The following is a 26,929-nucleotide window of genomic DNA, read 5'->3' as shown; positions in this document are numbered from 1 at the left end:
CAGAACCCTGACTTAGTAGGCCCTGAACAATGATTCCGCCAGAGTAAGAAGTTTCGCAAGGTGATGCGGGCGGTTGGCAAGGTTGCACTGCGCCAGCGCTGACAGCACCGCGGAGTTAACTGCACGAGGGGTGCGCTGCGCCGGAACCGGCGTCGGATCGTTCGGCGCGATCTGGGGTCCGGCCCATCCTGCCGCAAGTCCAAGGACCACAGCAGCGGTGCGTTTTTCGGCGAACAAGGCCGTGCGCATGATGTCATAGCGAATATCAGTATCACCGCTGGTTGCCCAGCGCGCGATCTTTTCCAGCAGTTCGCGATCATGGCCGCTGAAATCGGCACGCAGGTTGCGCAGGCATTCGTAGCCCCACCAGACGGACATCTTCGGCCGGGCCGCAAAGGCGGTAAAGGTCACCGCCTCTTCCGGCGTTTGCGACTCGTTGAGGCGATGCAGGAACTCCATCCCGGTTTCGTCCTCGCGCGGACGAAGCTGGGTCATTTCCCGCAGCTGGGGGAAATTGGCATACAACTCGGACGGCGTTGCATAGCGCAGCGCTGTCACGGGTGGCCGTGTCTTTTCGCTTTCGTCGATGGTGGTGTCCCCTTCCATGCCTTACCATCCCCGGCGATTGCCCCACGGTCAACGAAATTTGCACATGGCCGCCAAAATGACGAAGGGCGGACCGGCAAAACCGATCCGCCCCCAAGGACTTGGCCTGATCTGACCCTAGTTCAGATCGAAACGGTCCGCGTTCATGACTTTGGTCCAGGCGGCGACAAAGTCGTTTACGAACTTCCCGGCATTGTCGTCCTGCGCGTAGACTTCGGCATAGGCCCGCAGGATCGAGTTGGAGCCGAACACAAGGTCAACACGCGAGGCGGTGAATTTCACCGCATCGGATTTCCGGTCGCGGATCTCGTAGACCCCGTCCCCAACCGGAACCCAGCGATAGCTCATATCGGTCAGGTTCAGGAAGAAGTCGGTGGTCAACGCACCTTCGCGGTCGGTAAAGACCCCGTGCTTGCTGCCGCCGTGGTTCGTACCCATGGCCCGCATCCCACCGATCAGAACGGTCATTTCCGATGCGGTCAGACCCAACAGCTGCGCCCGGTCAAGCAACAGCTCTTCCGCAGTCACGGCATAATCGGCCTTGAGCCAATTGCGGAACCCGTCCGCCTTGGGCTCCAGAACGTCGAAGGACGCGGCGTCGGTCATCTCGTCCGTCGCGTCGCCCCGGCCCGGCGCAAATGGCACCGACACGTCGAACCCGGCTGCCTTCGCGGCCTGTTCAACACCCACGTTCCCGGCCAGAACGATCACGTCCGCGACAGAGGCACCGGTTTCCGCAGCAATCGGTTCCAGAACCGAAAGGACACGGGCAAGGCGGTCAGGTTCGTTGCCTTCCCAATCCTTCTGCGGGGCAAGCCGGATACGGGCGCCGTTGGCGCCACCGCGCAGGTCGGACTGGCGGAAGGTCCGGGCGCTGTCCCATGCGGTCGACACCATATCGGCGACGGACAGGCCAGCGGCCGCGATCTTTGCTTTCACCGCATCGACATCATAGGACGCATTGCCCGCCGGGACCGGATCCTGCCAGATCAGGTCTTCTGCCGGAACGTCCGGCCCGATGTAGCGGGTCTTTGGCCCCAGATCGCGGTGGGTCAGCTTGAACCAAGCGCGGGCGAAGGTATCGGCGAAATAGGCCGGATCGGCCATGAACTTTTCGCAGATCGCGCGGTAGGCCGGGTCCATCTTCATCGCCATGTCCGCATCGGTCATGACCAACATGGCCTTCTTCGACGGGTCCGACGGGTCGGCGGGCAGATGCTCTTCCTTGATGTCGACCGGCTTCCACTGGTTGGCGCCAGCGGGCGACTTGGTCAGCTCCCACTCATAGCCGAACAGCAGTTCCAGATAGCCCATGTCCCATTTGGTCGGGTTGGTGGTCCAGGCCCCTTCGATGCCCGAGGTCACCGCGTTCGATGCCTTGCCGCCCATGTTCGGGTTGATCCAGCCAAAGCCCTGGTTCTCAATCTCGGCGCCTTCCGGTTCGGCACCCAGCGCCCCAGCGTCGCCGTTGCCATGCGCCTTGCCGACGGTGTGGCCGCCACAGGTCAGGGCGGCGGTTTCTTCGTCGTTCATCGCCATGCGGGCAAAGGTTTCGCGCACTTGCGCGGCGGTCTTCAGCGGATCGGGTTTGCCGTTCACGCCTTCGGGGTTCACATAGATCAGGCCCATGTGGACCGCGGCCAGCGGGTTTTCCAGCGTCGACGGATCGTCAAGGTTGTCGTAGCGGTTCTCGCTCGGGGCAAGCCATTCGCGTTCCGCACCCCAGTAGGTGTCTTTCTCGGGATGCCAGATGTCTTCGCGTCCAAAGGAGAAGCCGAAGGTCTTCAGGCCCATCGATTCATAGGCAATGGTCCCAGCCAGCAGGATCAGGTCGGCCCAGCTGATCTGATTGCCGTATTTCTTTTTCAGCGGCCAAAGCAGGCGGCGGGCCTTGTCGAGGTTCCCGTTGTCCGGCCAGCTGTTCAGCGGCGCAAAGCGGATATTGCCCGCACCACCGCCGCCGCGCCCATCGGCAAGGCGGTAAGACCCCGCCGAATGCCACGCAAGACGGATCATCAGACCGCCGTAGTGGCCCCAATCCGCCGGCCACCAGTCCTGGCTGTCGGTCAGAAGGGCCTTCATGTCCTTCTTGAGCGCCTCGACATCAAGCGATTTGACGGCTTCGCGGTAGTTGAAGTCCGGCCCCATCGGATCGGTCTTGGCGTCGTGCTGATGCAGGATGTCCAGGTTCAGCGTCTTGGGCCACCAATCGGTGACCGAGCTTTCGCCCGTGGTGATCGCGCCATGCATCACCGGGCATTTTCCAGCGTTGTTTCCGTCCATGATTTCCTCCGATCGTGATTCCGGGATTCGGGCCGTGGCAAAGGATGTCAGAAACAGATCGTCCTGACACGGGCCCTTCTCTTCATGCGGCCATGGCTACCAACCCAATTCGATATGATTAAGTTGCATTTTCTGAATGCTTCGATAATTTTTGATTATGGCAAATATCACCCTCAGGCAATTGCGCTATTTCGAAGCGGTGGCGCGGCACGGCCACTTTGGCCATGCGGCCTCGGCTGTCTCGGTCTCGCAACCGGCTCTGTCGGTCCAGATCAGGGAACTGGAAACGGAACTTGGCAGCCCCCTGTTCGAACGCCGGCCAAGACGTGTCTCGCTCACCCCATTGGGCGAGGAGGTTCTGGGCCGGGTCCGCGATATCCTGCGCGCTGTCGACGAATTGGGCGATGTGGCCCGTGCCGCCCAAGAGGGTCTGACCGGTCGGCTCAATATCGGGATCATCCCCACCATCGCGCCCTACATGCTGCCCACGCTGATCGGAAAGCTGAACCAAGCCTACCCATCAATCGACCTGCATGTGCGCGAGACGCTGACGCCGCGACTGGTTCAGGAATTGGAAAGCGGGAGCCTCGACGCCGCCATCCTAGCCCTTCCGGTTGGTGAAACGGCCTTTGAAGAGGTCGCTTTGTTCGAGGAAAGCTTCGTGCTCGTCCGGCCGGAACGGGACCGGGACAACCCGGTTCCGGACGGCGAAACCCTTCGTCGGATGCGCCTTCTGTTGCTGGAGGAAGGCCACTGCTTCCGCGATCAGGCGCTGGCCTTCTGCAATGTGCAATCGGCCCTTCCCCGCGACGGGCTGGACGGCAGTTCCCTTTCTACGCTTGTTCAGATGGTCGGTGCCGGGATCGGTGTGACCCTGATCCCGGAAATGGCCGTTCCGGTTGAGACCCGGTCTGCAGCGGTTTCTGTCGCGCAGTTCGCCGACCCGCGACCCAGCCGGACAGTCGGGATGATCTGGCGAAAGTCCAATCCGATGGCAGAGCAGCTACAGGCCATCGCCGATGTGGTCCGGGCCTCGGCCTTGGATATGCGGGTGACCGCGCACCCCGCCAAGGTGAGTTGAGTTCAACCGGGATAGCCCGTATCACCGACCCGACCGCAGACCGGCCAAAGGACTAGGCATGGCGAACCACCTTTATCAGAACGATCTCCCCGACGGACTGGACCTTGGTCCGGTGGTCGCGATCGATTGCGAAACCATGGGGCTGAACCCGCACCGGGACCGACTGTGCCTGATCCAGATGTCGGGCGGCGACGGCGACTGCCACCTTGTTCAGGTGTCCATCGGGCAGACCGAGGCGCCCAATCTTGTCCGAATGCTGGAAGACCCGAATGTGCTGAAGCTGTTCCATTTTGGACGCTTCGACATCGCCGCACTTTATCACGCTTTTGGGGCCACGACGGCGCCGGTCTACTGCACCAAGATCGCATCCAAACTGGTGCGCACCTTCACCGACCGGCATGGGCTGAAATATCTGCTTCAGGATCTCGTCGGGATCGACATTTCCAAACAGCAGCAGCAAAGCGACTGGGGCGCCGCCACCCTGACCGACGCACAGTTGGAATATGCGGCCTCTGATGTGTTGTACCTGCACCGGCTCAAGGCCGAACTGGACAAACGACTTGCCCGAGAAAACCGGTCCGATCTCGCGCAGGCCTGCTTCGATTTCCTTCCCGCCCGCGCCAAGCTGGATATCGCCGGCTGGCCCGAAATCGACATTTTCGCCCATTAGATGCCCATGCTGGACCACAACAAACTCCTCGAGACGGCCAAGCGGGTGATCGGCGAAGAGGCCCGCGCGCTTGACACCATGGCCGGTTCGCTGGGATCGGGATTTGTCGAGGCACTTGAAACTATCATTGCTGCGCAAGGACGGGTGATCGTCTCGGGCATTGGGAAGTCAGGCCATATCGGGCGCAAGATCGCCGCGACACTTGCCAGCACCGGGACGCCTGCCCAGTTTGTTCATCCGTCCGAGGCCAGCCACGGTGACCTTGGCATGGTGACAAAGGCCGATGTGGTCTTGGCGATCTCCAATTCCGGGGAAGCGCCGGAACTGGCCAACCTGATCGCCTATGCTCGCCGTTTCGCCATCCCTCTGATCGGTCTGTCCAGCCGTCCGGAAAGCACGCTGATGACCCATTCGGACGTGAAACTTCTTATCCCCGCACTTGGCGAAGCCTGCGGGGAAGGTGTCGTGCCGACGATTTCCACCACCTTGACGCTGGCAATGGGAGATGCGCTGGCCGTTGCGCTGATGCAGCACCGGGAATTCACCGCCGACCATTTCCGCGACTTCCACCCCGGTGGCAAACTCGGCGCCCAGCTGTCGCGGGTCAGGGATTTGATGCACTCTGGCGAGGCCCTCCCGCTGGTCGGTCTACATACCCCCATGAGCGACACCCTGCTGACAATCAGCCAAAAGGGGTTCGGTGTCGTTGGCGTATTGGACGACGATGGCTATCTTGCGGGTATCGTAACCGACGGCGACCTGCGCCGTCATATGTCGGGACTGCTGGATCATACCGCCGGAGAAGTGATGACCGCATCTCCGCAGACCATCGGGCCGGACTCTCTGGCACAGGATGCCGTGGCAATCATGAACGATCGCAAGATAACCTGCCTTTTCGTTGTCGATCCGAAAGGATCGCGCCGCGTCGTCGGGATATTGCACATCCACGACTGTCTTCGGGTCGGAGTGGTGTAGAGCCGTGCGGGCAGAGATCAATCGCTACAGTCAGTTTGTCGGCTGGCTGAAGATCATTCTGCCACTGGCCGCGATTGCCTTGTTCTCGACCCTGTTTCTTTTTGCGCAGGGACGCGGCGGAAGTGGATCGATCCCTTTCGCAGAAGTCGAAGAGATCGCCCGGGAAAACCGGCTGTCCAGCCCGGATTTTGCCGGGGTGGCGGATGATGGCACATTGTTCAGCCTGTCGGCGGCGTCCGCCAGGCCCCTGCCCGATCAACCGCACATCGTCTCGATCGAGAACATCGTCCTGCGCGTGGAAACTGCGACATCGGTCGGCGTCGAAGTAACTGCTGGCATCGCCAGTTTCGACAGCCGCGAACGGCTCGCTTTGATCGAGGGGCTTGCCCGTGTCACGTCTACCGATGGGTATATGATGGAAACGCGCGGCCTTCGGGCCGAGATCGACGCTGGCACACTTGAAAGTCTCGGCCCGCTTGAAATCCGGGCCCCCTACGGGGAAATGACGGCTGGCCACCTCTCTGTTCGGCGCAGCGAAGATGGTGAAGGTCTTCAAATGCTTTTCAACCAAGGCGTCCGGCTGGTATACCAGCCCGAGAATTAGGGGGTTTAGGAAATGTCGGTTCATCGGTTGGCGGCTGTGGCGGTTGCACTCTTTATGTCTGCACAAGCCTGGGCACAGGGAACGAATGTTACCTTGGGTGGCCTGAACGCGGACCCGACAGCGCCGGTTGAGGTCACCGCCGACAGTCTGAGCGTCGATCAGGAGAACGGGACGGCTGTCTTTTCCGGCAATGTCGTCATCGGTCAGGGGGATGTGCGCATTTCCGCGGCCGAGGTGCGGGTGGTCTATGGAGAAGACACAGGCGAAATCGCGCGGCTTGTGGCCACCGGCGGCGTGACCTTCGTCACCGCGACCGAGGCCGCCGAGGCCGCCAATGCGGACTACGACATCGCGAACGGGCAACTGACCCTGACCGGCAATGTCCTTTTGACACAGGGCGCCAGCGCGCTGGCTGCCGAACGGATGGTGGTGGACCTGACCAACGGCACCGCCCGGATGGACGGGCGCGTCCGCACGGTGTTCCAACAGCAAAACGGCGGCAACTGACCGATGACAGATGCGCCCGACCTTACCGTGACAGAAGGGGCCGCCGGCCTTCGCGTGGAAAACCTGCGCAAGAGCTATCGCAAGCGGCTGGTGATTCGAAATGTGAGCCTCGAGCTGGCGCGGGGCGAGGTCGTGGCGCTGCTTGGCCCGAACGGGTCGGGAAAAACCACCTGCTTCTATTCGATTGCCGGGCTGGTCACGCCAGAAGGCGGGCGCGTGATTGTGGACGGTCAGGATGTGACCACCCTCCCGATGTATCGGCGCGCCAAACTTGGAATCGGCTATCTTCCTCAGGAAATGTCTATTTTCCGGGGCCTTAGCGTCGAAGATAATATCCTCTCGATTCTCGAGATTTCCGAATCCGATCACACGGCGCGCCGTGAACGGCTTGAGGAATTGCTATCCGAGTTCTCGATCGAACACCTACGCCGTGCCCCCGCGCTGGCCCTTTCGGGCGGCGAACGGCGACGGGCCGAGATTGCCCGCTGCCTTGCCGCAGGTCCGAAATACGTGCTTTTGGATGAGCCTTTCGCCGGGGTTGACCCGATCGCGGTCGGCGAAATTCGCCATCTGGTGTCCGACCTGAAGACTCGCGGAATTGGTGTCCTGATCACCGACCACAACGTGCAGGAAACCCTGCAGATCGTGGACCGTGCCTACATCCTGCACGATGGACAAGTGCTGATGAGCGGGACGACCGAAGAGGTTATCAAGGACGACAACGTGCGCCGCGTCTATCTTGGAAATAGCTTCCGGGTCGGCTGAAATCCTCCTTGTTTTCAGCAGAGACTCATTGACAACCGCTGACCTCCTATCGCCAAATAGGGGGGATGACAGTCCAGGTTTCCCATTGCCTTTCCGGTCGGGCGCTTTTGCCCGGGGAATGCATTAAAACCCAAGGAAACCAGATTGTTATCATTATCCCCCTGCGCCTGACGTAACCCCGAGATTGGGGGTATCCCCGTGTTGGGCGCATCAAGAAAGAAGAGGAGTAGCGATGCGGTACCAGATCAGCGGCAAGCAGATTGACATCGGTGAGGCCCTGCAAACCCACGTGCAAGAGGAACTCGGCATGACGGTGGAGAAGTACTCCGGCCGGCCGACCGAAGCGACCGTGGTCTTCTCCAAATCCGGAAGCGAGCTGAATTGCGAAGCCATTGTTCACCTGTCCACCGGCCTGACCTGTCAGGCAAAGGGCAGTGCCCATGAGATCTATGCCGCTTTCGACTCGGCCCTCGAGAAGATGGACAAGCAACTGCGCCGCTACAAGCGGAGGTTGAAAGATCATCACAAGGAGCGTTCACAACCGGTTGAACTTTCCGGTGGCGCCTCCTATATCCTCGCCGCATCGGAAGACAGCGACGAGGCCGAGCCGGACAGCGTCAATGCCATGATCATCGCCGAGACCGAAACGCGCATCCCGTCGCTGTCGGTCGGCGAGGCAGTGATGCAGATGGAACTGGCCCATAGCCCCGTCCAAGTTTTCCGCAATGAAAAATCCGGTGGGATCAACGTGGTCTATCGCCGGGACGACGGAAACATCGGCTGGATAGATCCGGCGACCTAGGTCGTCGCCTTCTGGCCCAGAAGGCAGGTTCTATGCAACTTTCCGAGATTCTTTCGGCCGAGGGCGTCCGCCTTGTAGGTGCGGCGTCAAGCAAGAAGCGGTTGTTTCACGACCTCGGGGAACTTGCCGAGACCTGCTATGGGCTGGACGCGACCCGCGTGGTCGAAGCCCTTTTGGAGCGCGAAGCCCTTGGCCCGACCGGCGTCGGGCAGGGTATCGCGCTTCCTCATGCGCGCCTTGAGGGGTTGAAGAAGGTCTCTGGCCTGTTCCTGCGTGTGGAAAAGCCGCTCGACTTCGATTCCGTCGACCGGCAGCCGGTTGATCTTGTCTTTGCTCTCTTCGCGCCCGCTTCGGCCGGCGTGGAGCACCTCAAGGCACTTGCCCTCGTCTCCAGAACCATGCGCGATGCGTCGATCTGCGCGAAGCTGCGGGCGAATTCGGACCCGTCGACCCTTCACGCGATCCTGACGGAATCGGAGACCACCCAGGCCGCCTAGGGCGCCCAGGGTCCGAAACCGAACACCATGTAATCTCGTTGGTAGACATCGGCGGCGAGGGATTCGATCTCTTCGTCGTAGATCTCGGACAGCCGCGGGGCGTGCGGATCAGACCGCCCGGTCATATCCGGCGCATCGTCCCGCCCAACGGTCAGGGCAAGATAGGCAAGGTCGATCCTCATCCGGTCTTCCCGAACGATCAGGTCAGGCGAAGCAAAATATCCAAACCCCTGAACGACGCTGCTTTGGCTGGCCCAATGCGGGTCAACGCGAATGCTCGTCTGCGCTCCCAGATTTGCCTTCAGAAACCGCAGGAACCCGGCAAACGCCTTGCGATGTGCGATCCGGTCGTAATCGGGGCCGGGATCGCCGTCAGGCAGGGGAACGGAAAAGACCTGCCGCAGGGACTTGCGGATCTCGGGGTAAGTGCCCGGTCCGGTCGGCAGGATCAGGTCACAGAACGCCGCGTGGGCGCGGGCCAAGGGGTGCCGGACGACGGTAAAGCTTCGATGGCCCCGGTTCTGCCGTTTCCACTGGCGCAACGATTTCTGCGTGAAGCCACGGACCAGTTGATCCTCGTCCTGATCGTCCAGCCGGGACAGCCAGTTCGTGACCGCCGCCTCGGGCCCGGATCGGACCGGCAAATACAATAGGGGCGTCTTCGGTGCCGCGACATAACTTGGAACCACCGGCGCGCGGCGCGGTTCGAAATTCGGGGTGCGCGACAGATCAAACCGATCCATCTTCGCAAGCGCCGATTCCAACTCGTCGAAATTCTTGACCTTGTCGGAATGGGGCGCCGGGTTCTGTTTCTTGAGCTTCTTGTCCAGCGCGTCGATCCGGTTCGGGCAGCCAAGGAACGCGGCAAGCCCGTTCATGACCTCGACATCCTGAAGGTCTTCGTAGGACACATAGAACGCCGTCTGCCCGGTCGTCTGGAGGGCGTTCAACAAGAGAACCTGAAAATCCTGAAGCGCCTGCAAATGGATCTCGAACTCTGCCGGATCGAACCGGACCTTTTCGGTCCGTGCATTCTTGACGTTGGTCAGCTTCCACTGGTCCGTCGCCTGTGCGATCTTCCAGCTGACGTAGCTGTCGACCGGGTTGCGGGTCAGGATAATCTTGGCGCAGCGCGGGTCCGGCAGCGCGGATTCAAGCACCCTTGGGTCGTGGTCGTTGAAGAACCGAAACCCACCCAACCCCTTGCTTTGTGTCTTTACCGCTTCGATCAGGCGCTGGGGGTCGGCCTCTCGCATGGCCTGGGTGACGCCCAGAATCTCGGATCTGTTCGGGTAGCCGATGAAATGCGGGTTGAACGCCTCTCCGTGGCATTCCAGCCCGTCAAAGGCGTTGATGTTCGCCTCAAGGAAATTCGACCCCGTGCGCATCTCCGCGAAGACAATGAAATAATCGAACCGGGACATCTGCCTTATCGCACCAGATAGGGTTTGCCCGGCTTGGCGGACTTGTTGGTTGGTACGGGATCGACAGGGAAATCGCCCATCAGGTAGGGGTGCATCCCTTGGTTCTTGAGGTTCTGAAGGAACTGGCCAAAGCCCTTCAGGTCAACCATGCGGGGGGCCTCTGCCAGCCTGCGGACGTTCTTGTCGGCGATTTCATCCACCACGCTTTGCAGCGCCTCCATCGGGGTCTCGACGAACTCCGCCAGCGTCCAGATCCGGATGCGCGCCTTGGCATAGATCGACCGAAGCGCGCCCAGATGCTCGTCCTCGATCCGCTGCAATTCGGCCGCTTCGGTCCGGAGGTCGGCAAAGTTGCGGTTGGACTGAAACAGCGGGATCGCCCAGGCCCCCGAAATCACCGAGATTTGCGCGTTGGGATCCTTCGCGATGTCCCAGCTGATGTCCTGCTCATCGCCCGGCCCGAACTGGAAACACTGGCGTTCTCCGCGGGTGTTCCAGACAAGGTTGCGCAGGAACATCTGCGGATTGTAGTCCCGCAATTTCGCGCTATCCGACAGGGCGCCCGAGAAGGTCTTTTGCCGGCCGTCGAACTCGACCCGGCTGGTCGCATAAAGATGCCCGTGCACGCGGGCACCTGTCGCCTTTGCCAGCCAAGGTTCGAAATCCTCGAACAGTTCGGTGAAGCCTTCGAAAACCGAATAGGGGGCAGAGGTGAACCGGCTGTCGAAATATTCGGTCGGGAAGCGGCTTTGCATATACAGGCCCTGCCGGCCATGCAGACGCCGTTCCACGGCACGGGCAAAAATGCGGTCAATCTTTCCGGGGTTCGGTTCCGCCCCCTTCATGGCCGTTTCGGACTGGCCCAGGAACGTCTTGTAAAGCAGGTCGGCGCGCGGCCAGATCTTGCGGGCCACAAAGCAATCCGACCGCCGCAGAAGTTGCAGGTGATCGTCATAGAAGATGTGCGGTTTGCCCTGAAAATCGAATTTCGACAGCGTCAGCGACCGGCTTTCGATACTTGGCGAATAAAGCCGCGCGAGCGTCTGGAAATAGCTTTCGTCGGGGATCCAGACCTTCTGGAAATACCTGTCGTAGGTTTCCCGCTCGGGGTCCTGAAGGATGGCCGAAAGGGTCTGACGCGTCAGGCACCACCATTGCGACCCCATATGCGGCACGATCCCCGAGGGAATCCGCCGCTTGAACCGGATGCGCCGCTGGAAGGCGACGTAGCGGTCGAATAGATAACGATGCTTCCGCCATGAGAACGGGAAGCGCAAGGTAAACCGCTCGTGATCCAGACCACCGACCGTCCAGGGCACGTCCGCGGTCGTCGCGCTTTCGATAAAGTCGGTTCGGGGTCGCGCCGCCAGATAGCTGCGCAATTCGTGGATCGGGCGCAGCGGCAGGCAGGACCCAGAGGTCAGATAGACATGCTCGACATCCGGAAACTGCTCCAGCAACAGCTCTGACGCGGATTGCGTGGCCGCGACCAGCCCCCAGGTTCCCCATTCGCATCGATGCCGCTGTGAAAACCGGACATTTTCGAGGTCGGACAGGTTGGACACAAAGGCGTCATACCGTTTCCGGTCGACGTTCTTGTCGACATGGACGACCACGGGGCAGCCGCCCGCCACCCAATGGCGCAACACCTCTTCAGCCCGGTCAAAGGCCGTGTGAACCAGCATGACGATCCCGATTGTCATGCCCAGTTTCCTTTCGACATGAGGCCCAGAATTTCCAGCTGCCGCCAGTTGATGTATTTTTCGGACCACTTGCACCACAAGTCGGGATCGCGGGTCACCCCGTCGGCATAGGCCTTGTATTCCAGACTGTTGGCATAGTGCTGCCGCCGGTTCAGCTCTTCCTCGGCCTTGGCACTGAAGGTGTCGAGAAATTTTGTATGAAGCAGGATGCCCGAGGCTTTTTCCCCGCCCCATTCATCATAGGTCAGGTTCAGCCCACGCGGCAGCAGCATATGGGTTGAACTCACGTAGGCGAACCGCCGGTCCCATTTGACCAGCGGGATTTTGTTCAGCGCGGGCGCGGCGGCAGGTGTCTCGGAAAAGAACGCGCGGGCGCGCGGGCCACCCTGAATCCAAAGGTTCCGATACTCCGGATTGCGGGAAATCGAATAGTTTCCGCTATCGAACCAATTGGCGATTTCCAATGGATTCTGGCCCTTGCCGTAGGGCTGCGCCTCCAACCCGCCTTTGGGATACATATCCAGTAGCATCGCCCCGAACGACCGCAGCGCCGAGGCATCAAGCCAGTCCGTCAGGGCCTGGATCGGGCGGGTATCGCAGAACGGATAGACAAGGAATTCATCCGGATCGACCACAAGACACCAATGGTTGTGGCCATATTTCATTTGCAGCCAGTTCAGCCAATCGACCCCGAACCGCGATTTCTTGTAGCTGGCATCGGTGGTCCAAAGGGACACGTCGGGCTGTTCGGCAAGATACTCCCGCCCGCCATCACTGCTGCCGTTGTCGACCATGAGAAAATGGGAAATTCCCATGTTTCTATAGTATTGCAGAAAGAATGGCAGGCGCACGTCCTCGTTCCGGAAGGTCGAGAAGACAAGGACATCCTCGGGGCGGATCTTTTCCGTCCGGTCGGCCACAACCGACAGTTCCCTGCGCTTGCGCACGGCCCGGACAAGCCACCGCCGCCGTCGAAGGCGCAGACGGTATGATTGCCAAAGACCCACGTTATCCCCTTCCTGCCCGGTTCAATACTGGCATGGCCAGTCCTACACCGTCACCCTTAACATGTTGCTCACAAACCTCCGGGCACTGTCCCGACCCGAAACTCTTATCCTTTGCGCACCCGGTCACGCCTTGTTTCGTTTCGGGAAACAATATGCAAGCGCTCCGGTTCCGTAAACTCCTGTAGTTCAAGGCAGAAGTCATATCCACGCCCCCCGCGACATCAGCCCAAGCGCCTCGCAATGGCGCCATCCGCGAAATCGAGTCGAATGGGGGCACCACAGGTCCGGCTGCGCGACCAGCCCGTCATAGTAATCGTCATACAGGGCGCTGTTGTTGAAATGCTCTTGCCGCTGTTTTTCCTCGGCCGATTTGGCCACGACTTCGGGCAGGAATTTCGTGTGCAAGAGCAGGCCCGAAATACCCTCGCCCCCGGTCTCTGCGTAGGTCCGGTTTAACCGGCGGGGCAGCGCCGCGTGGGTCGAATTCACATAGACATACCGGCGGCTCCATTTGATCAGCGGCACCTTGTTCAAGGTCGGCGACCGCCGCGGATCATCGTCGAAGAACATCCGCGCCCGTGGCCCACCCTGAATCCATAGGTTTTGCAACGGCTCTTGCCGCTGGATCATGTAGTTTCCGGCGTCGAACCATCCCAGCACTTCGGTCGGGTTCTGGCCGGCGGCATAGGCCTGACCGCCCAGTGGCCCGCGCGGATACATGTCCAGCATCATGGCCGGCATCGCCTCGGCCCCTTGGCGGTCAAGCCATTCCGTCAGCGCCGAAAGTGGCCGCGTGTCGTGATGCGGATAGATCAACAGTTCATCCGCATCGAGGGTCAGGCACCAATGACCATGGGCATGGCGGGCCTTCAGCCACGTCAGCCAGTCCAGACCAAACCGCGACAGCCGGTAACTATGGCCCGTCTCCCAAAGCGAGACATCCGGCTGATCGGCCAGCAAAGCGCGGGTTCCGTCGTCGCTGCCGTTATCGACGAACAAGAAATGGGCGACGCCCAACCGCCTGTAGTGCTCAAGGAAATAGGGAAGCCGCGCCACCTCGTTCCGAACCGTCACCGCGGCGAGGATGTCCCCGGGCGCGATCTGGTCGGTCCTGTTCGCAACCACCGACAACTGGCCCCGTTTGCGCAGCGCCCGAAACAACAGACGGCGGCGCTTTATGCGCAGCTTGTAGGCCGTCCAAAGTTCCGTGCGCGTCTCCATCGGGCGATCCGTCCCTCTTTCAGGTGTCAGACTAACCCAGGGCGGTTACTTGTCATAATGCCCGTTCTGATGCCATCGCCAGGCATCGGCGATCATATGCGGCAGCGTCGACCGGTCCGGTGTCCAACCGAGTTCCTCGGTCGCGCGGCGGCTACCCGAGACAAGCCGGGTCGCGTCGCCCGGACGGCGGTTGCCTTCGATGACTGGAACATCGGCATTCGTGACCGCCGAGGACTGTGCAACGACCTCGCGCACCGAAAACCCGGTGCCTGTGCCAAGGTTGAACACCCGGCTTTCCTTGCCGGACTCCAACCATTTCAGGCCCTGAACATGGGCTTCGACCAGATCCATCACGTGAACATAATCGCGAATGCAGGTGCCATCGGGGGTGTCATAGTCCGATCCATAGATCGTCAGCGCATCCCGTTTTCCCGTGATCGCATCCAACATCAGCGGAATAAGATGTGTTTCCGGCTGGTGGAATTCCCCGATCTCGGCTTCGGGGTCGGCCCCGGCCACGTTGAAATAGCGGAAGATGACCGACCGCAACCCGTGGCTGGCGCCAAAGTTTTCCAGCATATCTTCGATCGCGCGCTTGGACGCCCCATAGGCGTTGATTGGCATCTGGACACTGTCTTCGTCCAGCACCACCCCGTCCTGATCGCCATAGGTCGCGCAGGTCGATGAAAAGACGAAGTTCTGGCAACCCGCCGCAGCCGCCGCCTCGATCAGGGTCAGGCTGCCGACCACGTTGTTGCGCCAATAGGCGCCGGGATTGACCATGCTTTCGCCGACCTGGCTGAGCGCGGCAAAATGCATGACAGCCGCGGGGCTATAGGCGGCAAAGACCTCGTCCAGACGGGCGCGGTCCAGCAGGTCGCCTTCTTCGAAGGGACCGAATTTCACGGCGTCGCGCCAGCCGGTAACAAGATTGTCGTAGGTCACAGGCACATAGCCCGCGGCCTTCAGCACCTTGCAGGTATGAGAGCCGATATAGCCCGCACCCCCGGTGACCAGAACTGTCGTCACGGAACTTCCTCCTGCCGGACTGGGGGCTATTGCGCCGCCTGCCGCATGGCAATCAGCTCATGCAGGTATGTTTCGAAATCGGCGCGCAGGTCGTCCCGGGCAAGGCCAAAGGCGACAGTCGCCTGAAGGAAACCGCTTTTCGATCCGCAATCGAACCGCTGACCATCAAACCGATAGCCAAACACGCCGCGACCCTGATCAATTTCAGCGGCAATCGCGTCGGTCAGTTGCAGTTCACCACCCGCGCCCTTGTCGATGCTGCCAAGGTTGCGCAGGACATTCGGGGAAAGAATATAGCGCCCGATGACCGCAAGGTTCGACGGCGCCTCATTCGGAGCGGGTTTTTCGACCATCGCGCCAACAGTTGCGACCGGTCCCTTTTCCGACGTCACATCGAGAATCCCGTAGGACGAACTTTGGGATGGCGGAACTTCCATGGCGGCAACCATGGACCCACCGGTTTCCGCGTAGGCTTCGACCATCTGCTGAAGGCACGGTTTGTCAGCGGCGATCACATCGTCTGGCAGGATCACGGCGAAGGGTTCGTTCCCAATCAGCTTGCGGGCGCACCAAACGGCATGACCCAGGCCAAGCGGCTTGTGCTGACGGATATAGGCAATCGCCCCACTATCCATATACGTCGATCTCAGAGTTTGCAGCAGCTCGGCCTTGCCGGACTTGCGCAGGGTCGATTCAAGCTCGGGCGAGGTATCGAAATAATCCTCCAGCGCCGACTTGCCCCGCGATGTGACGAAAATGAAGTCTTTGATCCCTGCGGCGCGCGCCTCGTCGATCGCGTATTGGATCAACGGGCGATCGACCAGCGTCATGATCTCTTTTGGCACCGACTTTGTTGCCGGAAGAAACCGGGTCCCCAATCCCGCAACCGGAAAAACCGCCTTGGTAACTTTCTTCTTCATTTTCCCCTCATTCCGCACAGGTGCGGTCCACTCGTACGGCCCATTCTATCACTCATGAAGGTGGCCACAAAATGGCAACAATGAATGAAATGTCAGGGGAAACATCCGGCCTGCGCGTCAAACTTCAATAGAACGCGAGTTTTTCAGGTTTCCTGCCTCTAAGTTCAGGAAATCGAATTATTTCAAAAGTGGCATATAGGACTCAGTCCACCCCCATCTCAGCGAGCATTCCTTCGATCCGTGGCACGTCTTCCGGGTTGTTGAGCTCCCAGAATTTCCGCCCCTTGCCGTCCACCTCGACACAAAGGACCTGTCTACCTCTCTCAAGGAACCTGAGCTGCTCCAGACCCTCAAGCGTCTCAAGCGGCCCCATGTCCCAGTTGGGATAGGCGGCAAGCGGCTCGGGGCGATAGGCATAGACCCCGACATGATGGAAAACAGGCGTCTCGGCATCATCCGCATAGGTCTGGCCGGTGTAGGGGATGACCTCTTTCGAGAAGTAGAGGGCATTCATATCCACACCAAAAACCGCCGTGGTGCCACCGACGCGGCCCGCGCGACGGTCGGACAGAAAGCCATTAAGGGCGGCACCATCGGTCTTGAGGACGGGTGTCGCCACCTCGGCGGTCGGGTTGTCCTGAAGACCCCGAACCAGATCCTCCACAAACCAGTGCGGTGTCAGCGGCGCGTCGCCCTGAAGGTTGACGATGATGTCATATCCACCGCCCAACGCGTCGTGGGCTTCGGCACATCGCTCTGTCCCGTTGCGACAGGCGGTTGATGTCATGACGACTTCGGCCCCGAATGCCTCTGACGCGGACCGGATGCGGTCATCATCGGTAGCGACAACGACACGATCCACCCCGTCGACCGCCATTGCCGCCTCCCAGCTGCGCTGGATCAGGCTTCTTGCCTCTCCGTTGGCACCGCGTAGTTCAACCAGGGGCTTTCCCGGATACCGGGTCGAGGCAAAGCGGGCGGGAATAACGATCAACGTAGACATCAGGCTTCCTTCAGATCGACGCCGGGCGCATAGGCAATGAAGAACGGGTTGGCGAACCCGTCCTTGCCATAGCGCAGGGGCTGATGGTTGTCGAAACGGACGACATCCCCGCCCGCCCCGCACAGAACGGCGTGGCCCGCGGCGGTATCCCATTCCATCGTCCGCCCGACGCGCGGGTAAAGATCGGCCTCGCCCGTTGCGACCAGACAGAATTTCAGCGACGACCCCGCGCTGCGGCTGTCCTTGACCTTGTATTTCGCGATGTAATCCTCGGTCGCCTGATCGCGGTGGGATTTGGACGCGACGATCAGCAGGGCATCATTGTCCGGCTTCGACACGCGGATCGGGGACAGTTGGCCCGCGATTTCCTTGTCGAACGGCCCCTGTTCTTCAACCGCGTTCCCACCCGCATCGGTATAGAACAGCCGACCCTTTGCCGGGGCATAGACAACGCCACGCACAGGGGACCCGTCAACGACATAAGCGATATTTACGGTGAAATCACCGCGCCGGTTGATGAACTCCTTCGTGCCGTCCAGCGGATCGACAATCAGAAAAGTGGACACCGACTGACCATGCGATGCCGCCTGCTCTTCGGTCACAAGGGGGACATCGGGAAAGGCCGCCCGTAGCCCGGCAGAGATCAGCGCATCCGCGGCCTCATCGGCAATCGTCACGGGGCTTTCGTCGGATTTGCTTTTCACTTCGAAATCGTCGGACTCGTAGATCTCCATGATCTTGTCACCGGCCTCCAGCGCAAGCCTGCGCATCACCTCTGTCAGTTTGTGAAGATCCATCTCGCCTGCTCCTTGCGCGTCAATGTCAGGATTGTTGTATTGCCGGGGCGCGCCCCTTATGCTGCTGCGGTAAGCGAACGGCAAGAAATTCGTGGGTATGAGGGCAATAAGGCGCCCGTGGCAGGACCGGATCATGTTTGAACGCAACACCCAGAATTCTGCGATTGTTACCGCCTTCAACATGGCAGAGCTGATCTTTCACAGCACGGTTCGCAACGTCCGCAAGACCCATCGCAATGCCATCGTCGGGCTGCTGCTGAATATTCTTCAGACCATCGTTTTCGTCGCGGCCTTCTATTTCATGTTTTCGCTTTTCGGCATGCGGTCTTCGCCGATCCCCGGCGATTACATGATCTACATCATGTCCGGCATCTTCCTGTTCCTGACCCACACCAAGGCAATCGGCGCGGTCTACGGCGCAGAGGGCGCGACCAATTCCATCATGAAGCACGCGCCGCTCAATACCATCATCACGATTTCGGCCGGGGCGCTCAGTTCGCTTTACCTGCAGATATTGTCGCTGATCACGGTGCTGTTCGGCTACCATGTGATCGTGCGCCCGGTCGAAATTGACGATCCTGTTGGCGCAATGGGGATGCTTATCCTGTCGTGGCTGTCCGGGGTCGCGATTGGGCTGATCTTTCTTGCGATTAAACCCTGGATGCCGAATTTCACGAAAGTCGCACAGTCCGTCTATTCGCGGGCCAACATGGTCGCATCGGGCAAGATGTTCGTCGCCAACCTCATGCCCGCGGGCCTGCTGCCCTTCTTCTGGTGGAACCCGCTGTTTCACACGATCGATCAGGCGCGCGGGTTCATCTTTCTGAACTACACGCCGCACGTAACCTCGATCAGCTATCCGATTTACCTGACCCTCGGGATCTTCATGGTCGGCATGATGGCCGAATTCGTCACCCGGAAGACCGCCTCTCTCAGCTGGGACGCCTCTCGCTAAGGGCCGCGCGGGCCGGGGATCGGCGTGGCGGACAGCCAAGTTGTATTTTTGTGACAGTTTGGGCCTTCGACCCCGTTGCAGGGGCCTTGGCCTCTCCCTATATACCGCTTGATCCGCTCACAGGGCTCTGCCCGGTGGGCGCAAACCAGAAAGGCGCGGATGCCTGAGCCGGGTTCGTGCCGCTCAAACCGCTTGTAGAAGGGATTTGAACAATGGGAAAAGTCATCGGGATTGACCTCGGGACCACCAACTCCTGCGTCGCCATCATGGATGGTTCGAAGCCGCGGGTGATCGAAAACTCCGAAGGGGCGCGGACCACGCCCTCTATCGTCGCATTCACCGAACAAGAGCGTCTTGTCGGTCAGCCTGCAAAACGTCAGGCCGTCACCAACCCGGATAACACGATCTTTGGCGTCAAGCGCCTGATCGGCCGCCGGTACGATGACGAACATCTGGCCAAGGACAAGAAGAACCTGCCGTTCGCGCTGATCAACGGCGGCAACGGCGACGCCTGGGTCGAAGCCCGCGGCGAAAAATACAGCCCCTCGCAAATTTCCGCCTTCATTCTGCAAAAGATGAAGGAAACCGCCGAAAGCTACCTTGGCGAAGAAGTGACGCAGGCCGTCATCACCGTTCCCGCCTACTTCAACGACGCCCAGCGTCAGGCAACCAAGGACGCGGGTAAGATCGCCGGGCTTGAAGTTCTGCGGATCATCAACGAACCGACCGCCGCCGCGCTGGCCTATGGCCTCGACAAGGACGAAACCAAAACCATCGCCGTCTATGACCTTGGCGGCGGCACCTTCGACGTGACCATCCTTGAAATCGACGATGGCCTGTTCGAAGTGAAATCCACCAACGGGGATACTTTCCTGGGCGGTGAAGATTTCGACATGCGGATCGTCAACTACCTTGCGGACGAGTTCAAGAAAGAGCACGGCGTCGACCTGACCAGCGACAAGATGGCCCTCCAGCGTCTCAAGGAAGCCGCTGAAAAGGCCAAGATCGAACTGTCGTCTTCCAGCCAGACCGAGATCAACCAGCCGTTCATCTCGATGGGGTCGAACGGTCAGCCGCTGCACATGGTGATGAAGCTGACCCGCGCCAAGCTGGAAAGCCTTGTCAACGACCTGATCAAGGCCTCGATCAAGCCGTGCCAGGCCGCGCTGAAAGACGCGGGCCTGTCCACCAGCGACATCGACGAGGTCGTGCTGGTCGGCGGTATGACCCGGATGCCGAAAGTCATCGAAGAGGTGACCAAGTTCTTCGGCAAGGAACCCCACAAGGGGGTGAACCCGGACGAAGTGGTCGCCATGGGTGCCGCCATTCAGGCCGGTGTGCTTCAGGGTGACGTGAAGGACGTTGTCCTTCTCGACGTGACCCCGCTGTCGCTGGGCATCGAAACGCTGGGTGGCGTGTTCACCCGCCTGATCGACCGCAACACCACCATCCCGACCAAGAAGTCTCAGGTCTTCTCGACCGCCGAGGACAACCAGAACGCCGTGACCATCCGCGTGTTCCAGGGCGAACGGGAAATGGCGGCCGACAACAAGATGCTTGGCCAGTTCAACCTTGAAGACATCCCGCCGGCGCCGCGCGGCATGCCGCAGATCGAAGTGACCTTCGACATCGACGCCAACGGGATCGTGTCCGTCTCTGCCAAGGACAAGGGCACCGGCAAGGAACAGAAGATCACCATCCAGGCCTCGGGCGGTCTGTCCGACGAGGACATCGAAAAGATGGTCAAGGACGCCGAAGCCAACGCCGAATCCGACAAGAAGCGGCGTGAACTGGTCGAGGCCCGCAACCAGGCCGAAAGCCTGATCCATTCGACCGAAAAGTCGATCGAGGATCACGGCGATAAGGTCGACCCCTCGACCGTCGAGGTGATCGAACTGGCCATTGCCGCGCTGAAGGACGAACTGGAAAATGACAACCCGGACAAGATCAAGGCCGGTATCCAGAACGTGACCGAAGCCGCGATGAAGCTGGGCGAGGCGATCTACAAGGCCAGCCAGGACGAGGCCGAGGGCGACGAAGGCCCCAAGGCCGCGGATGCCGGTGACCAAGACGATATCCTCGACGCAGACTTCGAGGATCTTGACGACAGCAAGCGCGGGTAATCCCAGCGCATGTGGTGAAACGGGAAAGACCGGCCTGATCTGACCGGGCCGGTCTTTTCATTCCCGAAGGAACACCTCTCTCATGGCGAAACGCGATTACTACGAAACGCTCGGGGTCTCGAAGGGCGCCACGGCCGAAGAGATCAAGAAGGCCTATCGCACGAAGGCCAAGGAACTGCATCCCGACCGGAACGCAGACAACCCCGATGCAGAGGCCCAGTTCAAGGAAGCGAACGAAGCCTACGAAGTGCTGAAGGACGCGGACAAGAAGGCCGCCTACGACCGCTTTGGCCACGCCGCGTTTGAAAACGGCATGGGCGGCGGCGGCCATCCCGGTGGAGGGTTCCGGGGGCAGGGCGATTTCGCCTCGGCCTTCTCGGATGTGTTCGACGATCTGTTCGGCGACTTCATGGGCGGACGCGGCGCTGGCGGCGCGCGCAGCCGGGCCACGCGTGGCAATGACCTGCGCTATAACCTGCGGATCTCGCTCGAAGATGCCTACAAGGGCATGCAGAAAACCATCAACGTCCCGACCTCGGTCGCCTGCGGGTCGTGTGACGGCACCGGTGCCGAGGGCGGCAGCGAGCCTGTCACCTGTCCCACCTGTTCGGGCATGGGCAAAGTCCGTGCGCAGCAGGGTTTCTTCACCGTCGAACGCACCTGCCCGACCTGTCAGGGCATGGGCCAGACCATCAAGAACCCCTGCAAGACGTGCCACGGCCATGGCCGCGTCGAAAAGGAACGGTCGTTGTCGGTCAACATCCCCGCCGGCGTCGAAACCGGCACCCGCATCCGGCTTGCCGGAGAGGGCGAGGCCGGCCTGCGTGGCGGCCCGTCGGGCGACCTTTATATCTTTATCGAGGTCAGCGCCCACAAGCTGTTCGAACGCGACGGCATGAACCTTTATTGTCAGGTGCCCGTGTCGATGGTCACGGCGGCGCTGGGCGGCGACATCGAAGTCCCGTCGATCGACGGTGGCCGCAGCCGGGTCAAGGTTCCCGAAGGCAGCCAATCCGGCCGTCAAATGCGCCTGCGCGGCAAGGGGATGCCCGCCCTGCGTGGGGCAGGCCAGGGCGACATGTTCATCGAGCTGGTCGTTGAAACCCCGGTCAAACTGACCGCGAAGCAGAAGGAACTTCTGCGGGAATTCGACGACCTGAGCGCAGAAAACAACCCGCAAAGCTCCAGCTTCTTTTCCTCGGTAAAAAGCTTCTGGGATTCGATGAAGGGCTGATGGTCGGCAGGGGGCCGTTAACCCCCTGCTAACCGATTCCGCGGCAGTCTGCGGCCATGAGCCAGACGCGCCGCGATTTTGCCGAAGCACAGCTTCCGTTTTTCGACCCCGACCCCCTGGACCGGGACGAGGTGCAGATCGTGCCTGCGGCGACGGCGGGCGCGCGATTGCCGTCCTATATCAAGGATCACCGCAAGCGGCTTCGCGACCGGTTCATGACCGGCGGGGCGGCGGCGCTGCCGGACTACGAAATGCTGGAACTGGTGCTGTTCCGGGCAATTCCCCGTCAGGACGTGAAACCACTGGCCCGGCGGCTGATGGACCGGTTTGGCGATTTCAATCGTGTCGTCACCGCCGCGCCGGGTCAGTTGGCGCGGGTGGAAGGGGTGGGCGACGCCGTGATCTGCGAACTGAAGATCGTAGAGGCCGCGGCGCAACGCCTTGCCCGGGCCCGGGTCATGCAACGGCACGTGATTTCCAGCTGGGATGCGGTTCTGGATTACTGCCACACGGTCATGGCGCACCGGGACACCGAACAATTCCGCATCCTGTTTCTTGACCGGAAAAACACCCTGATCGCGGACGAGGAACAGGCGCGCGGCACGGTCGACCATGTGCCGGTCTACCCGCGCGAGGTGGTCAAGCGGGCGCTTGAACTGAACGCCAGCGCCCTGATCCTTGTGCACAACCACCCGTCAGGCGACCCGACCCCGTCCGACAGCGATATCCAGATCACCGGTCAGATTGAAATGGCCGCGCAGGCGCTTGGAATAACGCTGCACGACCATCTGATTATCGGCAAATCCCGCGAGTTGAGCTTTCGGGCAGAGGGGCTGATCTAGCGAGAGGCGATTGTCAGGTCGTTCAGCATCGTGCTGAGGACCAGGAAATCCCCGACAGTATCGCAAGGCGGCATCGTCAGGCTCAGATCCAGCGCATTGGTTTCCATGTCCGGCGCGATCTGGATGCTTTGCGCGGCGACATCGCGGGCGCAGTTTCCGGCCGTGATCTCTGCTTCGACAGACAGGATCACCTGCCCGCTTTGCGGCGCGGCCCCTGTCGGGAAGGTATAAATCTCGGCCATCATCGGGTTTTCCAGCGTGTCCTTGCCAAGCCGGACAAGGAACCCGCCACCCATTTCCGCCGCCTCGGGCGACCGGGGGGCACCGTTCCAGACATGGCCCTTGGACCCGTATTCAGCGCCGAATTCCCGCGCATGGATTTGCAGACCACTGTCACCCTGCCACAGCAGGACGGCACGGTCGTATTCGGACACATCCGGGACGGTGACGGTGGCAACGGCCCCATCCCCGCCGGGGAAGGCGGCGATGAACACCGACATTTCGGCCAATGCGGGCACGTCGACATGGGCGAGCCCCTCGCCGTCGGTCACATCGGTAAACATCATCCCCTGATGGTGCACGGTGAACCGGGCGCTGGGATGGCAGGGGGCGTCGATGTCGATGGACACCATCGCCGACGCGCCGGACTGCGCAAACATCGACGGGGTGCAGTCAACTTCAGCCTGTTGTTCGACCGGCGCAACCAGCGGGGCCTGAACATCGGGCGCAATGGCCGGTGCGTCCATCTCCACGGCGGCCAGTTGCAAAGGGGCCTCGACGGTTTCCGGCGCGGACAATTCCGGCTCGGGCATCGCCATGGCAGAGCCCAGAACCGGCTCGATCATGGCCTCGGAGGGCGCAGGTTCCTCGATCGCGGGCTCAACAACTGCGACGGTCTCGACTTGCGGCGCTTCGACCGGGATGGGCGGAGGAAGGTCCGACGCCGACCCGAACCGCGACGCCAGCGCATCGCCGTTCTGCATTACGAAACCGATGCCAAGCGCGACGGCAAACGTGCCGCCCGCCATAGCAATCTTTCGGGCCTGGGACATGACTGTCTCCCTCTCCACCATAGGTTTGAGAAGGAGACTGCCGTTTCAAAGTGTCGCCCGAAGGACGACCACAGGGAAAGATTCCGACCGAATTGCGGCGGCGATCAGGCGAGACGGCCGTGGCAGTGCTTGAATTTATCGCCCGATCCACAGGGGCAGGGGTCGTTTCGGCCGGGGTTTCCCCAAGTTGCCGGGTTGGTTTCGTCGAACCCTGCAAGCGCCGTGCCAGCAGCCGCAGCACCTGCCGCAGGTCCGGCCGCGGCGGCCTTTGCCTGCGCCTGAAGCCGGGCCTGCTGTTCGCGCAGCTGGTCCATCATCGCGCGCTGTTCTTCCTCGGTCATCGGGCGCACCTGCGCAAGCTTCTGGGTCACCTCGGTCCGCAGACCGTCCAGAAGGGATTCGAACAGCTGGAAGCTTTCGGTCTTGTATTCGTTCAGCGGGTCGCGCTGGGCATAGCCCCGGAACCCGACGACCGACCGCAGATGTTCAAGCGTCAGAAGGTGTTCGCGCCATTTCGCGTCGATGGTTTGCAGAAGGATCTGCTTTTCGATGGACCGCATCGTCTCGGCACCGAACACCGCTGCCTTCTCGGCCATGGACTTGTCGACAGCTTCGATCAGACGTTCGCTCAGATCGGACTGGTCCACGCCTTCCTCGGCCGCCCATTCGGCAACCGGCGCATCCACGCCCAGAAACGCCTTGGAATCGTTGGCCAGACCTTCCACATCCCACTGATCCGCGTAGGACCGGGGCGGCATGTGCTGATCGACAAGATCATCGACAACCTGATGGCGCATGTCGGCGACGATCTCTTCCAGATCCTGCGCCTCCATGATTTCGCGGCGCTGCGAGAAAATGACCTTCCGCTGGTCGTTCATCACGTCGTCAAACTTCAGAAGCTGCTTGCGGATGTCAAAGTTGCGGCCTTCGACCTTGGCCTGGGCCCGTTCAAGCGACTTGTTGACCCAAGGGTGAACAATTGCTTCGCCTTCCTTCATCCCAAGCGACGACAGCACCTTGTCGAGCCGCTCGGACCCGAAGATGCGCATCAGATCATCTTCAAGCGACAGGAAGAAGGAGGACCGCCCCGGGTCACCCTGACGACCGGACCGGCCGCGCAGCTGGTTGTCGATCCGGCGGCTTTCGTGGCGTTCAGTGGCGAGAACGAACAGACCGCCAGCGGCTTTCACCGCGTCTTCGTCCGCCTTGTGATCAGCCTCGATCTGGGCGCGGATCGCCGCGTGGTCGCCATCGGGGTTGGCGGCAATGGCTTCCATCACCTTGAATTCGACGTTGCCGCCCAATTTGATGTCGGTCCCACGACCAGCCATGTTTGTGGCGATGGTCACCGCGCCAAGCTTGCCGGCGTCGGCAACGATCTGCGCTTCCTGTTCGTGCTGACGGGCGTTCAGAACGTTATGCTTGATGCCCGCGTTGGTCAGAAGGTTCGACAGAAGTTCGGACTTCTCGATCGAAGTGGTGCCGACAAGGATCGGCTGACCCTTTGCGTGGGCTTCCTGGATCGCCTTGACGATGCCGTCGTATTTTTCCTTGGCCGTGCGATACACCTGATCGTGTTCGTCAATCCGGGCAACGGGGCGGTTCGTCGGAACCTCGACCACGCCCAGTTTGTAGATTTCCATGAATTCCTCGGCCTCGGTCAGCGCCGTGCCGGTCATGCCCGCAAGCTTGGAATAAAGACGGAAGTAGTTTTGGTAGGTAACACTGGCCAACGTCACGTTCTCGGGCTGGATCTGGCAGCCTTCTTTCGCTTCGATCGCCTGATGCAGACCATCGGACAGGCGGCGGCCAACCATCATCCGGCCAGTGAATTCGTCAACCAGCATGACCTGACCGTCTCGCACCATATAGTCCTTGTCGCGCTGGAACAGCTTGTGGGCGCGCAGCGCCTGGTTCACGTGGTGAACAAGCGAGGTGCTTTCAGGGTCGTAAAGGCTCTGCTCTTTCGGCAGCAGACCTTCGAACCGCAGTTTCCGTTCCAAATACTCGTTGCCATCATCGGTGAAGGTGGCCGAGCGCGCCTTTTCATCCAGCGTGAAATGCTCGTCCTTCAGGTCCGGGATCATCTTGTCGATGGTGACGTAAAGATCCGACCGGTCCTGCGACGGGCCGGAAATGATCAGCGGTGTCCGGGCCTCGTCCACAAGGATCGAGTCGACTTCGTCAACGATGGCAAAGTTATGCCCGCGCTGCATCATCTGGCCCAGTTCGGACTTCATGTTGTCGCGCAGATAGTCGAACCCAAGTTCGTTGTTGGTGGCGTAGGTGATGTCGCAGTTATAGGCGGCCTTCTTCTCGACCTCGGGCTGCTGCGAATAGATCACGCCGGTGGTCAGGCCAAGCGCACCGTAGACCTTGCTCATCCATTCCGCGTCACGACGGGCAAGGTAATCGTTCACAGTAACGACATGCACACCCTTGCCGTTCAGCGCATTCAGGTAGGCCGGGAAGGTCGCGACAAGGGTCTTGCCTTCGCCGGTCTTCATTTCGGCGATGTTGCCCTGATGCAGGAAGATGCCGCCCATCAACTGAACGTCAAAGGCCCGCAGGCCAAGCGCACGACGCGCGGCCTCTCGGCAGTTGGCGAAGGCTTCGGGCAGAAGCGCATCAAGGCTTTCGCCGCCCATCGCCCGCTTTGCCAGTTCCTCGGTCTTTGCTTTCAGCCCCTCGTCGGACAGTTTTTCAAAGTCCGGCTCCAGCGCGTTGATCTTGTCTATGATCGGACGGGTTGCCTTGACCTTGCGATCGTTCGGGGTGCCAAAAACCTTCCTGGCAAGCGTTCCGATACCCAGCATGTTCTCTCCATGC

General features: G+C 60.7%; 24 protein-coding genes. 12 read left to right on the top strand and 12 right to left on the bottom strand.

Going from position 1 to position 26,929, the window contains the following annotated elements:
• Positions 1 to 12: 12 nt before the first annotated feature.
• Together EU803_RS09910 and katG are read right to left on the bottom strand one after the other, a co-directional pair.
• Positions 13 to 558, bottom strand: a complete 546-nt coding sequence (locus EU803_RS09910) for a hypothetical protein (protein ID WP_242494333.1) — start codon at positions 556 to 558, stop codon at positions 13 to 15.
• A 165-nt stretch (positions 559 to 723) separates the two neighbouring features.
• Positions 724 to 2,889: a catalase/peroxidase HPI gene (katG, locus tag EU803_RS09905; protein WP_129682302.1), complete on the bottom strand. Its 2,166-nt coding sequence runs from the start codon at positions 2,887 to 2,889 to the stop codon at positions 724 to 726.
• A 157-nt stretch (positions 2,890 to 3,046) separates the two neighbouring features.
• Between katG and EU803_RS09900 the strand changes: the two genes are divergently transcribed.
• The 8 genes from EU803_RS09900 (at position 3,047) to EU803_RS09865 (ending at position 8,790) form a co-directional block, all read left to right on the top strand.
• The gene (locus EU803_RS09900; protein WP_129682300.1) at positions 3,047 to 3,970 is read left to right on the top strand and encodes a LysR substrate-binding domain-containing protein; all 924 of its coding nucleotides are present in this window, start codon (positions 3,047 to 3,049) and stop codon (positions 3,968 to 3,970) included.
• A 58-nt stretch (positions 3,971 to 4,028) separates the two neighbouring features.
• Entirely contained in the window at positions 4,029 to 4,640 is a 612-nt protein-coding gene (locus EU803_RS09895) for a ribonuclease D (protein ID WP_129682298.1), read from the top strand.
• A gap of 6 nt (positions 4,641 to 4,646) precedes the next feature.
• Entirely contained in the window at positions 4,647 to 5,615 is a 969-nt protein-coding gene (locus EU803_RS09890) for a KpsF/GutQ family sugar-phosphate isomerase (protein ID WP_129682296.1), read from the top strand.
• A 4-nt stretch (positions 5,616 to 5,619) separates the two neighbouring features.
• Positions 5,620 to 6,219 carry a hypothetical protein gene (locus EU803_RS09885; protein ID WP_129682294.1) on the top strand — a complete coding sequence of 200 codons (600 nt, stop codon included), beginning with the start codon at positions 5,620 to 5,622 and terminating at the stop codon, positions 6,217 to 6,219.
• Between the two features lie 54 nt (positions 6,220 to 6,273).
• Positions 6,274 to 6,726, top strand: coding sequence for a lipopolysaccharide transport periplasmic protein LptA (gene lptA / locus EU803_RS09880; protein WP_242494332.1), 453 nt, complete (start codon positions 6,274 to 6,276; stop codon positions 6,724 to 6,726).
• A gap of 3 nt (positions 6,727 to 6,729) precedes the next feature.
• The gene (gene lptB / locus EU803_RS09875) at positions 6,730 to 7,491 is read left to right on the top strand and encodes an LPS export ABC transporter ATP-binding protein (protein ID WP_129682290.1); all 762 of its coding nucleotides are present in this window, start codon (positions 6,730 to 6,732) and stop codon (positions 7,489 to 7,491) included.
• Positions 7,492 to 7,723: 232 nt separating this feature from the next.
• Complete coding sequence (raiA, locus tag EU803_RS09870) at positions 7,724 to 8,293, top strand: ribosome-associated translation inhibitor RaiA (RefSeq protein WP_129682288.1); 570 nt, start codon at positions 7,724 to 7,726, stop codon at positions 8,291 to 8,293.
• Between the two features lie 32 nt (positions 8,294 to 8,325).
• Complete coding sequence (locus tag EU803_RS09865) at positions 8,326 to 8,790, top strand: PTS sugar transporter subunit IIA (RefSeq protein WP_129682286.1); 465 nt, start codon at positions 8,326 to 8,328, stop codon at positions 8,788 to 8,790.
• Here EU803_RS09865 and EU803_RS09860 read toward each other — a convergent pair.
• The 8 genes from EU803_RS09860 to cysQ form a co-directional block, all read right to left on the bottom strand.
• Positions 8,787 to 10,214, bottom strand: a complete 1,428-nt coding sequence (locus tag EU803_RS09860) for a sulfotransferase family 2 domain-containing protein (RefSeq protein WP_129682284.1) — start codon at positions 10,212 to 10,214, stop codon at positions 8,787 to 8,789. The two genes, EU803_RS09865 and EU803_RS09860, sit on opposite strands and share 4 nt — an antisense overlap.
• Before the next feature lie 5 nt (positions 10,215 to 10,219).
• Positions 10,220 to 11,917: a beta-1,6-N-acetylglucosaminyltransferase gene (locus EU803_RS09855; RefSeq protein ID WP_129682282.1), complete on the bottom strand. Its 1,698-nt coding sequence runs from the start codon at positions 11,915 to 11,917 to the stop codon at positions 10,220 to 10,222.
• Positions 11,914 to 12,924, bottom strand: a complete 1,011-nt coding sequence (locus EU803_RS09850; RefSeq protein ID WP_129682280.1) for a glycosyltransferase family 2 protein — start codon at positions 12,922 to 12,924, stop codon at positions 11,914 to 11,916. The genes EU803_RS09855 and EU803_RS09850 overlap by 4 nt, the downstream gene beginning before the upstream one ends.
• 198 nt (positions 12,925 to 13,122) lie before the next feature.
• Positions 13,123 to 14,145 (bottom strand): glycosyltransferase family 2 protein, encoded by a 1,023-nt coding sequence (locus tag EU803_RS09845; protein ID WP_129682278.1) that lies wholly within the window; start codon positions 14,143 to 14,145, stop codon positions 13,123 to 13,125.
• A gap of 45 nt (positions 14,146 to 14,190) precedes the next feature.
• Positions 14,191 to 15,174: a UDP-glucose 4-epimerase GalE gene (galE, locus tag EU803_RS09840; protein ID WP_129682276.1), complete on the bottom strand. Its 984-nt coding sequence runs from the start codon at positions 15,172 to 15,174 to the stop codon at positions 14,191 to 14,193.
• A 26-nt stretch (positions 15,175 to 15,200) separates the two neighbouring features.
• Positions 15,201 to 16,094: a UTP--glucose-1-phosphate uridylyltransferase GalU gene (galU, locus tag EU803_RS09835; RefSeq protein WP_129682274.1), complete on the bottom strand. Its 894-nt coding sequence runs from the start codon at positions 16,092 to 16,094 to the stop codon at positions 15,201 to 15,203.
• Positions 16,095 to 16,296: 202 nt separating this feature from the next.
• Positions 16,297 to 17,097, bottom strand: a complete 801-nt coding sequence (locus EU803_RS09830) for a manno-octulosonate cytidylyltransferase (protein ID WP_129682272.1) — start codon at positions 17,095 to 17,097, stop codon at positions 16,297 to 16,299.
• Entirely contained in the window at positions 17,097 to 17,894 is a 798-nt protein-coding gene (gene cysQ / locus EU803_RS09825) for a 3'(2'),5'-bisphosphate nucleotidase CysQ (protein WP_129682270.1), read from the bottom strand. The genes EU803_RS09830 and cysQ overlap by 1 nt, the downstream gene beginning before the upstream one ends.
• 133 nt (positions 17,895 to 18,027) lie before the next feature.
• On the opposite strand from cysQ, the gene EU803_RS09820 reads away from it, so the two are divergent.
• The 4 genes from EU803_RS09820 (at position 18,028) to radC (ending at position 23,048) form a co-directional block, all read left to right on the top strand.
• Positions 18,028 to 18,849 (top strand): ABC transporter permease, encoded by an 822-nt coding sequence (locus tag EU803_RS09820; protein ID WP_129682268.1) that lies wholly within the window; start codon positions 18,028 to 18,030, stop codon positions 18,847 to 18,849.
• Positions 18,850 to 19,061: 212 nt separating this feature from the next.
• Complete coding sequence (dnaK, locus tag EU803_RS09815) at positions 19,062 to 20,972, top strand: molecular chaperone DnaK (RefSeq protein WP_129682266.1); 1,911 nt, start codon at positions 19,062 to 19,064, stop codon at positions 20,970 to 20,972.
• A gap of 82 nt (positions 20,973 to 21,054) precedes the next feature.
• A complete protein-coding gene (gene dnaJ, locus EU803_RS09810; RefSeq protein WP_129682264.1) occupies positions 21,055 to 22,206 on the top strand; it encodes a molecular chaperone DnaJ in 1,152 nt (383 codons plus the stop codon).
• A 56-nt stretch (positions 22,207 to 22,262) separates the two neighbouring features.
• A complete protein-coding gene (gene radC, locus EU803_RS09805; protein WP_129682262.1) occupies positions 22,263 to 23,048 on the top strand; it encodes a DNA repair protein RadC in 786 nt (261 codons plus the stop codon).
• Here the strand turns inward: radC and EU803_RS09800 are convergent.
• Both EU803_RS09800 and secA read right to left on the bottom strand, forming a co-directional pair.
• Complete coding sequence (locus EU803_RS09800) at positions 23,045 to 24,100, bottom strand: hypothetical protein (protein WP_129682260.1); 1,056 nt, start codon at positions 24,098 to 24,100, stop codon at positions 23,045 to 23,047. The two genes, radC and EU803_RS09800, sit on opposite strands and share 4 nt — an antisense overlap.
• Before the next feature lie 104 nt (positions 24,101 to 24,204).
• Complete coding sequence (gene secA / locus EU803_RS09795) at positions 24,205 to 26,916, bottom strand: preprotein translocase subunit SecA (RefSeq protein WP_129682258.1); 2,712 nt, start codon at positions 26,914 to 26,916, stop codon at positions 24,205 to 24,207.
• Positions 26,917 to 26,929: the final 13 nt, after the last annotated feature.

This window comes from Loktanella sp. IMCC34160 (genome assembly GCF_004145845.1).
Classification (GTDB): domain Bacteria; phylum Pseudomonadota; class Alphaproteobacteria; order Rhodobacterales; family Rhodobacteraceae; genus SELP01.
This window is presented reverse-complemented; position numbering and strand designations above follow the sequence as displayed.